The following is a 14,213-nucleotide window of genomic DNA, read 5'->3' as shown; positions in this document are numbered from 1 at the left end:
CGGGCTGTCTGCCCGACCGAAATCCAGATGGCCGGTCGGATACCATGCGAAAATTGCATTGGGAAGGGCAGAAGCCTCCGGCCCTGACACCGAACCACCGCGGCCACGCCGGGTCACGCACCCACCGCCGATCCGCGCCCGAACCGGCCCGCAGTCGGCCGCAGTTGCTCTCATTTGCGGCATTCCGGCGCGCCACCGCCGTGTCGGCGCCCCGATGCCGAAGCTCTCTGGCGCCCGCCCCGGACCTCTGCTATGGCGCGCCCATGCTCAAGATTCAGGACATATCCTATTCCGTCGAAGGCCGCCCGCTCATGGTCGAAGCCTCTGCGACGATCCCCGAAGGCCACAAGGTGGGCCTCGTCGGAGCCAACGGCGCGGGCAAGACCACGCTTTTCAAGCTGATCCGCGGCGAACTCACGCTCGACACCGGCACCATCTCGCTTCCCAGCCGCGCCAAGATCGGTGGCGTCGCCCAGGAGGTGCCCGCTTCGGAGACCTCGCTGCTCGACACGGTGCTGGCGGCGGACACCGAACGCGCCAGCCTCATGGCCGAATCCCACTCCGCGACCGATGCGCACCGCATTGCCGATATCCAGACCCGGCTCGCGGATATCGACGCCTGGTCCGCCGAGGCGCGCGCCGCCTCGATCCTCAAGGGACTGGGGTTTGACGACGAAGAACAGCTTCAGCCCTGTTCGGCCTTTTCCGGCGGCTGGCGGATGCGGGTGGCGCTGGCGGGAGTGCTGTTTGCCCAGCCCGACCTGCTGCTGCTGGACGAACCGACCAACTACCTCGACCTCGAAGGCGCCCTGTGGCTGGAAAATTACCTGGCGAAATATCCGCATACGGTGATCATCATCAGCCACGACCGCGGACTGCTGAACCGGGCGGTGGGCGGCATCCTGCACCTTGAGGAAAAGAAGCTCACCTACTGGAGCGGTCCCTACGACCAGTTTGCGCGCCAACGTGCCGAACAGCGTGCCGTGCTGACCTCGATGGCCAAGAAACAGCAGGCCCGCAAGGACCACCTGCAAAAGTTCGTCGACCGGTTCAAGGCCAAGGCCTCGAAGGCGAAACAGGCCCAGGCCCGGGTCAAGATGATCGAAAAGATGGACACGATCACGCCGCCGGAAGAGGCCGCAAAGCGGGTCTTCACCTTCCCGCAGCCGGACGAGCTGTCACCACCGATCATCCATATCGAGGGCGGCTCTACCGGTTATGGCCAGACCAAGGTGCTGGGCCGTCTCGACCTGCGCATCGACCAGGACGACCGCATCGCGCTTCTGGGCAAGAACGGCCAGGGCAAATCGACCCTGTCGAAACTGCTCTCGGACCGCCTGCCGCTGATGGACGGCAAGATGACCCGCTCAAACAAGCTGCGGATCGGCTATTTTGCCCAGCATCAGGTGGACGAGCTGCACATCGACGAATCGCCGCTGTCGCACTTGCAGCGGCTGCGCCCCGACACGATGCAGTCCAAGCTGCGCGCCCAGCTTGCCGGCTTTGGCCTTGGCGCCGATCAGGCCGATACCGAAGTCGGCCGGCTGTCCGGGGGTCAGAAAGCACGCCTGTCGCTGTTGCTGGCCACAATCGACGCGCCGCACCTGCTGATCCTCGACGAGCCGACCAACCACCTCGACATCGAAAGCCGCGAGGCGCTGGTCGAGGCACTCACGGCCTATTCCGGCGCAGTGATCCTGGTCAGCCACGACATGCACCTTCTGGGCATGGTTGCCGACCGGCTGTGGCTGGTCAAGGACGGCACCGTCGCCCCCTATGACGACGACCTCGAAGCCTACCGCAAACTTCTGCTCGCCTCGGACAAGCCGTCCAAGGCCGCCAAGCCGGCAGCGGAAAAACCCAGACGCCCGACGCGCGACGCAGTCCTCGCGATGCGCTCCGAAGCCCGCAAGGGCGAAGACCGGGTGAACAAACTCAACGAAATGCGCGACAAGCTGGCAAAGAAACTGGCCGACCCTGCGCTTTATGAGGATGGCCGCGCGGGCGAGCTGGCGACCTGGAACAAGAAGTACGCCGAAGTGATGGAAGCGCTGGGCCGTGCGGAATCGCTCTGGATGGCGGCGCTGGAAAAGCTCGATCAGGCCGAAACGGTCTGACCCCACGGACCGGTCCGGTCCAAGGCGGCCAGCCGCTTGCGGGCCCGCCTGTAAACGCCGCACTGTTTTGCGGATCAGGACCTGCCCCCACCTTCTCCGGGCGTCAAATAGCCCGGCGAATGTGAGGGGCTGGTCCCGCACTAGGACCATTGCAGTCCGGACCGTTGTCGCGCCACCTTGTCAGAGCGCGCCATGCACCCTAAGGCAGGGAACATGGACAGTGCTTTTCTCATCACCGCTTTTGTCACCCTTCTTGTGGTGATTGACCCGATCGGGCTGACACCGATCTTCATCGCTCTGACCTCGGGCGCCGACAGCCGCCACCGTCGCACCGTGGCATTGCGCGCCTGTGCCGTCGGCGCCGCCGTGCTGTTCCTGTTCGCCTTTCTCGGGGAATCAGTGCTGAACTTCATCGGCATCTCGATGGCGGCATTCCGCATTTCCGGCGGCATCCTGCTTTTCATAACCGCGCTCGACATGCTGTTCGAGCGGCGCACCAAGCGGCGCGAGGACACCGCCGAACAGGACGCGGATTTCCCCGACCCGTCGGTGTTTCCCATTGCCATCCCGCTCATCGCCGGACCGGGGGCCATTGCCTCGGTGATCCTGCTGACGGGTCAGACCAGTGACGCGCTTGGCATGGCCTCGGTTCTTGCGGTGCTGGTCGGGGTGCTGCTGATCGTGCTGGTGTTCTTTTTCAGCGCCGGGCTGGTCGAGCGGGCATTGGGCAAGACCGGCATCACCGTGGTCACGCGGCTTCTGGGCATGTTGCTGGCGGCACTGTCCGTGCAGTTTGTTCTGGACGGGCTGCGTGCCGTTGGCGTCACCGGCTGACCGGGACTAACAACCGACCCTTTGCCTCCCTACATCCTCTTCAGGAACAAAGGACGTGCCACATGACTTCCCTCGACCTCGGACACCTCGCGTATCTCCTGCTGCTGGGCGCTGTTCTGGTGTTCTGGGTCTTTGTGCAGAACCGCGACTCCCTGGGCAAAAAGGCACAGGCCGCTGCGGCCTGGGGCCTGATCTTTCTGGGCACGGTTGCTGCTGTCGGACTATGGGACGACATCCGCCGGACCGTGCTGCCGCAGCAGGCAGTGATTGCGGAGGATGGCCGGATCGAACTGCCGCGCGCACCGGACGGACACTATTACGTGACCCTCGAACTCAACGGTGCGCCGGTCCGCTTTGTGGTCGACACCGGTGCCAGCGGCATCGTGCTGACCCGCAGCGATGCCGCCGCCGCGGGCATAGACCTGCAGGGGCTGGCGTTCTTTGCGCAGGCGATGACCGCCAACGGACCGGTGCAGACCGCCCCGGTCAGGATCGACCGCATGTCCCTCGGGCCGTTTACGGACCGGGCGGTGCGCGCCTATGTGAACGGCGGCGAGATGGAGCAATCGCTGCTCGGCATGAGCTACCTGCAACGCTTTGACCGGTTGGAGATTTCCGGCGGCACGCTGGTTCTCGAACGGTAACCGCCGCCCCGATCCTCTCACTTCTCCGCCTTTTTCTCCCAGCGGCCGGACTCCTCCGACCAGTACTGCGCCGGACAGCCGGCGTCGGTCAGGGCTTTCCACTGCACCCGCGCCGTCTGGACCGCACCGGGGTCGTTGCCGTCAAACAGCACGCAGACGCGCTGCATCGCCTGCACCTCGGCCGCCGAAACCTCGGCCCCGTCCACCGACATCAGGCATACGGCGTCGTTGCGCAGCTCGGTTCCGGTCGTCAGAAGCACCGGCTGCGCGCTGTCCTGCGGCCCACCGTCCAGCGCATGTGGCAGGAACCCGTCCTCGGGCACCAGCCAGAGCTTTTCGTCGAGCCAGGTCATGTGCCCGGCCTCGCGCCCGCGCACCGCCACGCGCCAGCCCTGGGCCAGCGCCCGCTCCAGCAGCTGCGGCAGAACCACCTCGAGCGGGCGCTGTGTCAGGTGATAGAAATAGGCGGCTCCCATATCATTCGGTCTCGTACTGCTCCGCGATCAGCCGGTTCAGTGTCAGAACCCCCCAGCCCGTCGCCCCCTTGGGCGACAGGGTCAGGTCACGCGGCACATGCGCCACCCCGGCGATATCGAGATGGATCCAGGGCATGTCGGCCTGCACAAAGCGTTTCAGGAATTCGGTCGCGGTGATCGAACCGGCCGGCCGGCCGCCGGAATTCTTGAGATCGGCAATCGGCGATTTCAGCAGGTCCGCATAGGGTTGCCCCATCGGCATCCGCCAGGCACCTTCCTGTTCGTCCGCCGCAGCCTTGAGAAACTGGCCGCAAAGCGCGTCGTCATTGGAATAGACGGCGGCATTGTCATGCCCCAGCGCGACGATGCAGGCGCCGGTCAGGGTGGCAAGGTCGATCATCGCGCTCGGCTTGATATGCTGCTGCGCGTACCACATCACATCACAGAGCACCAAGCGCCCCTCGGCATCGGTGTTGTTGATCTCGATCGTGTCGCCCTTCATCGAAGTCACGACATCTCCGGGGCGCATCGCCTTGGAGTCGGGCATGTTCTCGACGATGCCGACCAGACCGACCACATTGGCCTTTGCCTTGCGCCGCGCCAGCGCCCGCATGACCCCGGCCACAACCCCGGCACCGCCCATGTCCATGGTCATGGTTTCCATGCCGGCCGAAGGTTTGAGCGAGATCCCGCCGGTATCGAACACGACACCTTTGCCGATCAGCGCCAGCGGGGCCGTGCCCTCGGCACCACCGTTCCAGCGCATGATCACCAACTTCGACGGGTTGTCGGACCCCTGCCCGACAGCCAGCAGCGCGCCCATGCCGAGCTCCTGCATCTGGGCCTCGTCCAGCACCTCGACCTCGACGCCCAGTGCCGTCAACGCCAGCAGGCGGTCGGCAAATTCCTCGGTGTTGAGCACGTTGGCCGGCTCGTTCACCAGATCTCGGGTAAAGACCACCCCTTCCGCCACCGCCAGCAGCGGTTCGGCAGCAGAGGCGACCTCATCCGCCTTGGCACACATGAACACGGCGGCGCCCAGCGGCTCGGGCTGCTCTGACTTGCGGGCCTCGAAGCCGTAGCCGCGCAACACCAGTCCCAGCGCCATTTCCTCGGCGCCGCGCTGGCTCTCGGCCAGCACGGTCAGCAGGGATTTTCCCGCACACCGGGCCAGCGCCGCCCCCGCCTTGCGTGCCAGCGCCGCATCGGCGCGCCGCTCCAGCCGCACGAGATCCACCGCCTCGGCCACCAGCCCCGTCGGGTAGGCAAGGCTGAGAACATCGCCGTCCTTCATCTTTTCCCAACGTTCAGATTCGGTCGCCCGTGCCAGTGCACCCTTGGTCAGCCGGTTCAGGCGGCGTGCGCCCGGGCTCATCTTGCCGTCGGCGGTCACACAGACGGCGATCCGCCCTTCCAGGGTGGCCAGCGCCTCAAGATCGACGGGCACAAAGGTGATCTCTCTCAACTCGGTCATCAGCAGGGTCCTCTCTGTTTGCCCAAGAGGTAAAGCGCCGACGCCCCATTGACCAGAGCCACCTTTTCCCGCAGATCAGGCGCGTGTAGGGTCACATCCGACGCAACAGGTTCTGGAGGACCGCCTTGGCCAGATTCGACAGATACGTACTGTCGCAACTCATGGTGCTGTTCGGCTTTTTCGCTCTGGTGCTGGTGTCAGTCTACTGGGTGAACCGGGCGGTGATCCTGTTCGACCGGCTGATCGCGGACGGCCATTCTGCGGGTGTGTTCCTCGAATTCACGGCGCTGAGCCTGCCGAACGTGATCCGTATGGTGCTGCCGATGGCGGCTTTTGCCGCTGCGGTCTATGTCACCAACCGGCTCAGCTCGGAATCCGAACTGACCGTGGTCCAGGCCACCGGCTTTTCACCCTGGCGGCTGGCCCGTCCCGTGCTGATCTTCGGGCTGATCGTGGCGGCGATGATGTCGGTGCTCACACATTTCCTGGTGCCGAAAAGCCTGGAACAGCTGCGTCTGCGCGAGGCCGAGATTTCGGGTTCCGTCAGCGCCCGACTGCTGCGCGAGGGCGCCTTCCTGCACCCGACATCCGGTGTCACCTTCTACATTCGCGACATCACCACCGATGGCGAACTGCGCGACGTGTTTCTGTCGGACCGCCGACAAGAGGATCGCGTGGTGACCTATACCGCGGAACAGGCTTATCTGCTGCGCGACACCGTCGGGCCAAAACTTGTGATGCAGAGCGGGCTGGCCCAGACGCTGAACGTTTCCAAGGAAACCCTGTCGACCACGAACTTCACCGATCTGACCTATGACATCAGCGGGCTGATCACCGCCGACAGCCTGCCGCGCCGCAAGATCCAGTTTGTACCGACACTCGAACTGCTGACCGACACCGAGGCCGTGGCCGAGGCCGCGCGTGAGTCGCCGGGCGAAACCCTGGAAGAGGCACACACCCGGTTCCAGCAGCCGCTGCTGGCGGTGGTGGCTGCGCTGATCGGCTATTCGGCGCTGATGATCGGCGGCTACAGCCGCTTCGGGGTGGGTCGGCAGATCGTGTTTGCCATCTTCCTGCTCGTCGTGATCAAACTCGCCGAAAGTGCCGTGACCGATCCGGTGCGCGACAATGCCGCGCTGTGGCCGCTGATCTACCTGCCGTCGCTGATAGGGCTGGTGATCTGCGGCCTGCTGCTGCGTCGCGCGGCGGGGCCGTTCAAGCCGGGCAAACCCCTGCCCGGCCCTGCGGTCGAGGGCACCGCATGATCCTGCACTACTATTTTGCGCGCCGCTTCCTGAAGGTGTTCCTCGGGATGCTGATGATCTTCTTTCTGTTCGTGTCGCTGCTGGATCTGGTCGATCAGCTGCGCCGGTTCGATGCCTCGGTGACTTTCGGTCAGGTGCTGACCCTGACCCTGCTGAACACGCCGCAGGCCCTGTATCAGATGTTGCCGCTGGTGATGATCCTCGCCTCGATTGCGCTGTTCCTGTCGCTCGCCCGCTCCTCCGAACTGGTGGTCAGCCGCGCTTCGGGTCGGTCGGGACTGGCGTCGTTGATCGCGCCGGCAATGGTGGCAGCCGTGATCGGGGCGGTTTCCGTCGGGATGGGCAATCCCATTGTTGCCGCCACCTCGAAACGGTTTTCGGATCTGGCCGAACGTTATGACAACGGCGGCAACAACGTGCTGTCGATCGGGGCCGACGGGCTGTGGCTGCGTCAGGGCGATGACACCGGCCAGACGGTGATCCGCGCCGCCCGCACCAACCCCGAAGCGACTGCGCTTAATGACGTGAGCTTTGTCGCCTATGCCCCCAACGGCGGTCCGGTGCGCCGCATCGAAGCCGCCGAAGCGCGGCTGGAACCCGGGGCCTGGATCCTGCACGACGCCAAGAGCTGGCCGCTGCATCCGGGCGTCAATCCCGAAACCGCGGCCTACCGTCTGGAAACCCTGCTGGTGCCCTCGACCCTGACCCAGGACAATATCCGCGACCGGTTCGGCAATCCCTCGGCGGTGTCGATCTGGGATCTGTCAGGCTTTATCGGTGATCTTGAGCGGGCCGGCTTTTCCGCCCGCCGCCACCAGGTCTGGTTGCAGATGGAACTGGCGCGGCCGCTGTTCCTTGTCGCGCTGGTGCTGGTCGGCGCCGGCTTTACCATGCGCCACAGCCGGCTTGGTCGCACCGGCATTTCCGTGCTGGCTGCCATCATGCTGGGCTTTGGGCTTTACTACATCCGGAACTTCGCCCAGATCATGGGCGAAAACGGTCAGATCTCGCCCTATCTCGCCGCCTGGGCGCCCCCGGTGGCGGCGCTGCTACTGGCGCTGGGGCTGATCCTGCACATGGAGGACGGCTGATGCGTCTGCTGCGCGCCCTCGCCCCGCTGTTTCTGGGCCTCACCCTTGCCACCGCCAGCGCCGCACAGGACAGTGCTGCGGACGCTGCCCTGCTGGTGGCCGACCAGGTGTTCGTCGAGGGCCAGGACCGACTGATCGCGACCGGCAATGTCGAGGCGCTGTATGACGGAACGCGTCTGGCGGCACGGCGCATCATCTATGACCGCACAAGCGATTCGCTGACCCTCGAAGGTCCGATCCGCATCACCGATCAGCAAGGCAACATTCTGGTGGCGGACTCGGGCGAAATCGACTCCGCCATCGAAAATGGCCTGCTGCGCGGCGCGCGCGTCGTGCTCGACCAGCAATTGCAGCTTGCCGCGGTCGAGGCGCGGCGGGTCGAAGGCCGATTTACCCAGCTGAGCCGCGTCGCGGTGACATCTTGCCAGGTCTGCGGCGACACTTCCGCCCCGCTCTGGTCCATCCGCGCCAGCCGCGTGGTGCACGACCAGCAGGAACGCCAGCTCTATTTTGAAAATGCCCAGCTGCGGGTGCTGGATGTCCCGATCTTCTATGTCCCCTACCTGCGCCTGCCGGACCCGTCGCTGGAGCGGGCCCGCGGCTTTCTGATCCCGACCTTCCGATCCACCACGCTGCTGGGATTCGGCATCAAGACGCCGTATTTCATTCCGATCGGTGACCACCGCGACCTCACCCTGACCCCCTATCTGTCAACCGTCACCCGCACGCTCGAGGCGCGTTACCGGCAGGCTTTTCGTCATGGCGATATCGAACTGAACGGGGCGATCACGCAGGATTCGCTGATCAGTGACGGCGCGCGGGGCTATCTGTTTGCCAAGGGCGCCTTCAGCCTGCCGCGCGACTTTCGTCTCAGCTTCAACATCGAGGCCACCACCGACAATGCCTATCTGAACGATTACGACTATGCCTCGGCGGACAGGCTGGAAAGCGATCTCACCGTCTCGCGGTTCCGGCGCGACGGGTTGGCATCTGCCTCGCTGCGACACTACGAATCCCTGCGGGACGGCGACAGCAATGCCACCCAGCCCTCGATCGTCGGCACCGCGGAATACGAACGCCGGTACTTTCCGCGCGCCGGCGGCGAGTTCCGGGTGAGCAGCGAACTGCACAACCACTTTCGCTATTCGACGCTGGACGTGGACAGTGCCGATGCCGACACCCTTGTCGACGGGCGCGACGTGACCCGGCTCAACACCGATCTCAGCTGGCGCAATCGCTGGACCCTGTCGGGGGGCGTGCGCGCCGCCGCACTGGGCGAGCTCTGGATCGACCGGTTCTGGGTCAGCCAGGATTCAACCCGGCCCGCCGATGTCAGCCAGGTCACCCCATCGGCGGCGGTCGAATTGCGCTGGCCCTGGGCACGGGCAGGTGTGAACGGTGCGCGCTGGCTGGTCGAACCGGTGGCGCAGGCCGGCTGGATCGGCGGAGACCGGGTGCAGGTCACCAATGACGAAAGCACCCGCCCCGAATTTGACGAAGGCAATCTGTTGTCACTGTCGCGTTTTCCGGCCGCCGACCGGCGCGAGCGCGGCTACACCGGCGCGCTGGGTCTGCGGATGCTGCGCGACAATCCGGCAGGGTTGACGACGGGTCTGACACTGGGCCGGGTCTGGCGCGAAGAGGACGATGCCGATTTCACCCGTTCTTCGGGGCTGTCGACGGCGGCGTCAGACTGGTTGCTGGCCGGGCACATCGACACTTCCGATGGTCTGGTCCTGTCTGCGCGCGGCCTGTTCAACGTCGCCGACATGAGCGTATCCAAGGCAGAGGCCCGCGCGATCTGGACCCGGGATCGCATGAATCTGGGCGCTTCGTATGTCCTGCTTGTCACGGATTCGGATGAAAACCGCGACCAGGCCCAATCGGAATGGAGCTTTGACGGCAAATATCAGTTCACGACCAATTGGGCGGCCTCGACGGATATGCGATACGACCTTGTCGACCGGCGCTTTGCCAAGGCCGGGATCGACCTCGAATACCAGAACGAATGCGCGGTTGTGAACTTTTCGGTCTCGCGCCGCTATGCCTCTTCCGATAGTCTTGAACCATCGACAGATTTTGGCCTGACCGTCGCGCTGAAGGGATTCAGCACAGGTGGCAGCGCCGGGGAGTACCGCCGATCATGCCGCTAAGAATATCCCGCCTTTTCCGTGCCATGGCTCTGGCCGCCCCGCTCGTCTGGGGAGCCGCCGCTGTTGTGTCCACTGCACCGGTTGCGCAGGCGCAGGGGCTGTTTTCGCCTGCCATTCTGGTCAATGAAAAGGCCATCACCGGATACGAGATCCAGCAGCGTGAGCGCATGCTGCAGGTGCTGAACGCCCCGGGAGATGTCCGCAAGCTCGCCCGGGAACAGCTGATCGACGACCGGCTGCGGATTCAGGCGTCCCAGGATGCCGGTATCCGCCCGACCACCGAAGAGGTGCTGGAGGGCATGGACGAATTCGCCGGGCGCGCCAATCTGACCCGGGACGAATTTGTGCGCGCGCTCGAGGGTTCGGGCGTGGCCGAACAGACCTTCCGCGACTTTGTGCTGGCGGGATTGTCGTGGCGCCAGCTGGTACAGGCGCGATTTGCCGGCCAGAGCGCCGTCAGCGACGCCGAAGTCGACCGCGCCCTGTCCTCTGGGGGCAACGGCGTCGGAAACGTCCGCGTCCTGCTGTCCGAGATCATTATGCCGGCCCCCCCGCCCGAGGCCGAGGCCGTGCGCGCCCGTGCGGAACGCATCTCGCAACTGACGTCCGAGAGTGCCTTTTCGGCCGAAGCGCGCAGGTATTCCGCCACCGCCAGCCGTGACGCGGGCGGCCGCCTGCCCTGGCAGAACATCACGGATCTGCCGCCGGTGCTGCGCCCGCTGGTGCTGGCACTGTCGCCGGGTCAGGTGACAGATCCGATTCCGATCCCCAATGCCGTTGCCCTGTTCCAGTTGCGCGCCATCGAGGAATCCGGTTTCACCCCGCCCGAAGTCACTGCGGTCGAATATGCCGCCTACTACATGCCCGGCGGCCGCAGTGCCGAAACCCTGGCCCGTGCCCGGGTGCTGGCCTCCAGGGTCGACCGCTGCGATGATCTCTATGGTGTGGCCAAGGGCCAGCCGGCCACGGTGCTGGACCGGGGCAGCCTGCCGCCCGCGGATATTCCGACCGATATCGCCATGGAGCTGTCAAAACTCGATCCCGGAGAAGTGTCCACGGCCCTCACCCGGTCAGACGGTCAGACGCTGGTTTTCCTGATGCTCTGCGGTCGCACCAACAAGATTTCCGAAGATGCGTCGCGCGATGACCTGGTTCTTGGCCTGCGCAACCAGCGGCTTGCCGGGCTTGCCGATGGCTATCTGGCACAGTTGCGCGCCGACGCCCGCATCTCCGAGCAATGAGCCCTGCGCCCGTTGCGCTGACCTGCGGTGAACCTGCCGGCATCGGCCCCGAACTTGCAGTGGCCGTCTGGGAAATCCTGCGGCAGGATGTGCCGTTCTTCTGGATCGGAGACCCGGCACATCTGCCCGCCGGGTCCGAACACCGTCTGATTGACCGCCCCGATGCGGTGCATGACACGACAGAGGGCGGGTTGCCGGTGCTCGCCCATGCCTTTGACGGGGCCCGTGTGCCCGGTATGCCGCAACCGGCGCAGGCCCAGGGCGTGATCGACGTGATTGCCCGGGCAGTTGCCCTTGCCCAGAGCGGCGCCGCCTCAGCCATCTGCACGCTGCCGATCCACAAGCAGGCGCTGCAGGAAGGCGCTGGCTTTGCCTGGCCGGGTCACACCGAGTACCTTGCCCATCTCGCCGGTGCGGACGAGGTGGTGATGATGCTGGCCTCGCCGCAATTGCGGGTTGTCCCCGCCACCATCCATATACCGCTGAGCAAAGTGCCGACGGCCCTGACAGCCGACCTTCTGGCGCAGCGCATCCGCATTACCCACGATTCGCTGCGCCGCCAGTTCGGCGTCGTGTCCCCGCGCATCGCCGTGGCCGGGTTGAATCCGCATGCAGGCGAAGGCGGACGGATGGGGCGCGAAGAGATTGATCTGATCATTCCGGTTCTCGACGCCCTGCGCGCAGAGGGTCTGGACCTGCGCGGCCCGATGTCGGCTGACACGATGTTCCACGCCGCCGCCCGGGCGCAGTATGACGCGGCGATCTGCATGTATCACGATCAGGCGCTCATCCCGATCAAGACGCTGGACTTTGATCAGGGGGTGAACGTGACGCTGGGCCTTCCCTTCATCCGCACCTCTCCCGACCATGGCACGGCTTTCGATATTGCCGGCACGGGCCTGACCAACCCCTCCTCGACGGTCGCCGCGCTGCGCATGGCCTGGAACATGGCAAAAGGGAGATCCGCATGAGCGGTATCGATGATCTGCCGCCCCTCAGCCGCGTGATCGCCAGCCACGGGCTTACCGCGCGCAAGTCGCTGGGCCAGAATTTTCTGCTCGACCTCAACCTGACGGCCAAGATCGCCCGTCAGGCCGGGGACCTGAGCAATATGGATGTGCTGGAAATCGGTCCCGGGCCGGGTGGTCTGACCCGCGGCCTTCTGGCCGAGGGCGCGCGCCGTGTTCTGGCGATCGAAAAGGATTCCCGCTGCCTGCCTGCGCTGGCAGAGATAGCCGCCGCCTATCCCGGACGCCTGTCCGTCATCGAAGGCGATGCCCTGCGCATCGACCCGCTTGAACATCTCACCCCGCCCATCGCGATCGCCGCCAACCTGCCCTACAATGTCGGGACCGAATTGCTGGTGCGCTGGCTCACGCCGAAGGAATGGCCACCTTTCTGGCAAAGTCTGACGCTGATGTTCCAGCGCGAGGTGGCGGAACGGATTGTTGCGCTGCCGGGCTCCAAGGCCTATGGACGGCTTGCCCTGCTGGCGCAGTGGCGCGCGAACGCCCGCATCGTCCTGTCGCTGCCGCCCGAAGCCTTTACCCCGGCCCCCAAGGTGTCGTCGGCGGTTGTGCATCTGACCGCTCTGCCAGAGCCGCGTTTTCCCGCCGACGCCAAGGTGCTCGAGACCGTCGTCGCCGCCGCCTTCAACCAGCGCCGCAAGATGCTGCGCGCCGCGCTGAAGGGCCAGCATCCGGACATCGAGTCCATTCTGCAAAGCGCCGGGATCGCCCCAACCGAACGGGCCGAACAGGTCTCGCTCGAGGCGTTCTGTGCCCTGGCCCGTGCGTTGGCGGCCGCACGTCAGTAGACCAGCGCCGCCCGCAAACAAGTGTCCTGATTCATCCGGCATAAAAAAGCCCCTCTGTTCATCGAACAAAGGGGCTTTGGGGTGGGTTGCACCCAATCAGTTCCGTCGGCTGTCCGGTCTGCCCGGAAATGTACTCCGGTCAGTCAGCGGTCGGGTTACTCGGCCGCGTCCGCCGAGCCTTCGCCCGAAGGTTCCGAGCCCGCCGACGTGTCTTCGGCGGCTTTCGGCTCGGGCTTCTTGCGCGGTTTCCGCTTCGGCTTTGGCTTGGGAGCCTGCTCTGCCGCAGGCTGCTCTGCCGTCCCATCCATCGCAGGCGCCTCGGCCTGTGCCGGCCTTTCGGCGGCGGGTTTGGGTGCGCGGCGGCTTGGCGCACGTCGCGCAGGTGCGTTTTGCTCGGATACCGACGGTGACTGAACCTGTGTTGCCTGAACCGGGGCCGACTGGGCCGCATTCTCGGGCGTGTCCACCAGACCACTGTCGCTGTCAGCGTCTTCAGACAGGTCGAGCACGTCCTGGGCTACATAACGCGGCTGATCGTTCTGCTCGCGACGCGGCGGGCGCGGGTCGGCACCGCCACTCTGCGGCGCATTGCCGTGGCCGGTGTTGTTGCCGTGCCCCTGGACACCAGTGTTCTGGTTGCCGTTATTCTGGTTACCACTGTTCTGGTTGCCATTGTTCTGCCCGCCGTTGCCATTGCCGCCGTGGCCCGAGTAGTTCTGTGCATTGTCGGAACGGTCGCGCTGCGCCTGACGGTCGCGGTTTTCCTGTTCCTGCTGTTCGCGACGCTGGTCCTGTTCGCGCTGCGCTTCGCTCAGCATCCGCAGATAGTGTTCCGCGTGCTGTTGAAAGTTCTCTGCTGCAACACGGTCGTTGGACAGTTGAGCGTCACGTGCGAGCTGGTTGTATTTGTCGATGATCTGCTGCGGCGTACCGCGCACCTTGCCGTCGGGGCCAGAGCTGTCAAAGACGCGATTGACAACATTGCCAACGGACGACGAACGGTTGCGGTTGTTCTTGGACCGCGAGCGGGATTTTGATGATCTCATATTCGAGCTTCAGCCCTATCTGTGACTGTCCTGTGATCGTCTCGGGCGCTTCATGC

At 65.1% G+C, this 14,213-nt stretch carries 12 protein-coding genes; 9 read left to right on the top strand and 3 right to left on the bottom strand.

Annotated features, from left to right (window positions below):
* The first annotated feature begins 263 nt into the window (after positions 1–263).
* The 3 genes from FOY53_RS09275 to FOY53_RS09265 all read left to right on the top strand — a co-directional run bounded on the left by FOY53_RS09275 (position 264) and on the right by FOY53_RS09265 (position 3,595).
* Complete coding sequence (locus FOY53_RS09275) at positions 264–2,117, top strand: ABC-F family ATP-binding cassette domain-containing protein (RefSeq protein WP_146588029.1); 1,854 nt, start codon at positions 264–266, stop codon at positions 2,115–2,117.
* 213 nt (positions 2,118–2,330) lie between these two features.
* On the top strand, positions 2,331–2,951 hold the full coding sequence (locus FOY53_RS09270; protein ID WP_146588027.1) for a MarC family protein: 621 nt from the start codon (positions 2,331–2,333) through the stop codon (positions 2,949–2,951).
* A gap of 62 nt (positions 2,952–3,013) precedes the next feature.
* Complete coding sequence (locus FOY53_RS09265) at positions 3,014–3,595, top strand: retropepsin-like aspartic protease family protein (RefSeq protein ID WP_146588025.1); 582 nt, start codon at positions 3,014–3,016, stop codon at positions 3,593–3,595.
* Between the two features lie 17 nt (positions 3,596–3,612).
* Here FOY53_RS09265 and FOY53_RS09260 read toward each other — a convergent pair whose 3' ends face one another.
* Positions 3,613–4,071 carry a DNA polymerase III subunit chi gene (locus FOY53_RS09260; protein WP_146588023.1) on the bottom strand — a complete coding sequence of 153 codons (459 nt, stop codon included), beginning with the start codon at positions 4,069–4,071 and terminating at the stop codon, positions 3,613–3,615.
* A gap of 1 nt (position 4,072) precedes the next feature.
* Entirely contained in the window at positions 4,073–5,545 is a 1,473-nt protein-coding gene (locus FOY53_RS09255) for a leucyl aminopeptidase (RefSeq protein ID WP_146588021.1), read from the bottom strand.
* A gap of 125 nt (positions 5,546–5,670) precedes the next feature.
* Here FOY53_RS09255 and lptF point away from each other — a divergent pair, with 125 nt between their 5' ends.
* The 6 genes from lptF to rsmA are packed head-to-tail and all read left to right on the top strand — an operon-like array spanning position 5,671 to position 13,111.
* Positions 5,671–6,810, top strand: coding sequence for an LPS export ABC transporter permease LptF (lptF, locus tag FOY53_RS09250; RefSeq protein ID WP_146588019.1), 1,140 nt, complete (start codon positions 5,671–5,673; stop codon positions 6,808–6,810).
* The gene (lptG, locus tag FOY53_RS09245; RefSeq protein ID WP_146588017.1) at positions 6,807–7,901 is read left to right on the top strand and encodes an LPS export ABC transporter permease LptG; all 1,095 of its coding nucleotides are present in this window, start codon (positions 6,807–6,809) and stop codon (positions 7,899–7,901) included. Before lptF ends, lptG begins: the two co-directional genes overlap by 4 nt.
* Positions 7,901–10,054 (top strand): LPS-assembly protein LptD, encoded by a 2,154-nt coding sequence (locus FOY53_RS09240; protein ID WP_146588015.1) that lies wholly within the window; start codon positions 7,901–7,903, stop codon positions 10,052–10,054. The genes lptG and FOY53_RS09240 overlap by 1 nt, the downstream gene beginning before the upstream one ends.
* Positions 10,045–11,295 carry a peptidylprolyl isomerase gene (locus tag FOY53_RS09235; protein ID WP_146588013.1) on the top strand — a complete coding sequence of 417 codons (1,251 nt, stop codon included), beginning with the start codon at positions 10,045–10,047 and terminating at the stop codon, positions 11,293–11,295. The genes FOY53_RS09240 and FOY53_RS09235 overlap by 10 nt, the downstream gene beginning before the upstream one ends.
* The gene (pdxA, locus tag FOY53_RS09230; protein ID WP_146588011.1) at positions 11,292–12,266 is read left to right on the top strand and encodes a 4-hydroxythreonine-4-phosphate dehydrogenase PdxA; all 975 of its coding nucleotides are present in this window, start codon (positions 11,292–11,294) and stop codon (positions 12,264–12,266) included. The genes FOY53_RS09235 and pdxA overlap by 4 nt, the downstream gene beginning before the upstream one ends.
* Positions 12,263–13,111 (top strand): 16S rRNA (adenine(1518)-N(6)/adenine(1519)-N(6))-dimethyltransferase RsmA, encoded by an 849-nt coding sequence (rsmA, locus tag FOY53_RS09225; protein ID WP_146588009.1) that lies wholly within the window; start codon positions 12,263–12,265, stop codon positions 13,109–13,111. Before pdxA ends, rsmA begins: the two co-directional genes overlap by 4 nt.
* A gap of 155 nt (positions 13,112–13,266) precedes the next feature.
* On the opposite strand, the gene FOY53_RS09220 is transcribed toward rsmA, so the two are convergent.
* Positions 13,267–14,157 (bottom strand): DUF4167 domain-containing protein, encoded by an 891-nt coding sequence (locus FOY53_RS09220; protein WP_146588007.1) that lies wholly within the window; start codon positions 14,155–14,157, stop codon positions 13,267–13,269.
* Positions 14,158–14,213: the final 56 nt, after the last annotated feature.

The sequence above is a fragment of the Puniceibacterium confluentis genome, assembly GCF_007923445.1.
Lineage (GTDB): Bacteria > Pseudomonadota > Alphaproteobacteria > Rhodobacterales > Rhodobacteraceae > Puniceibacterium > Puniceibacterium confluentis.
Note: the sequence above shows the minus strand (reverse complement) of the source record. Positions and strands in the feature narration are given on the sequence as shown.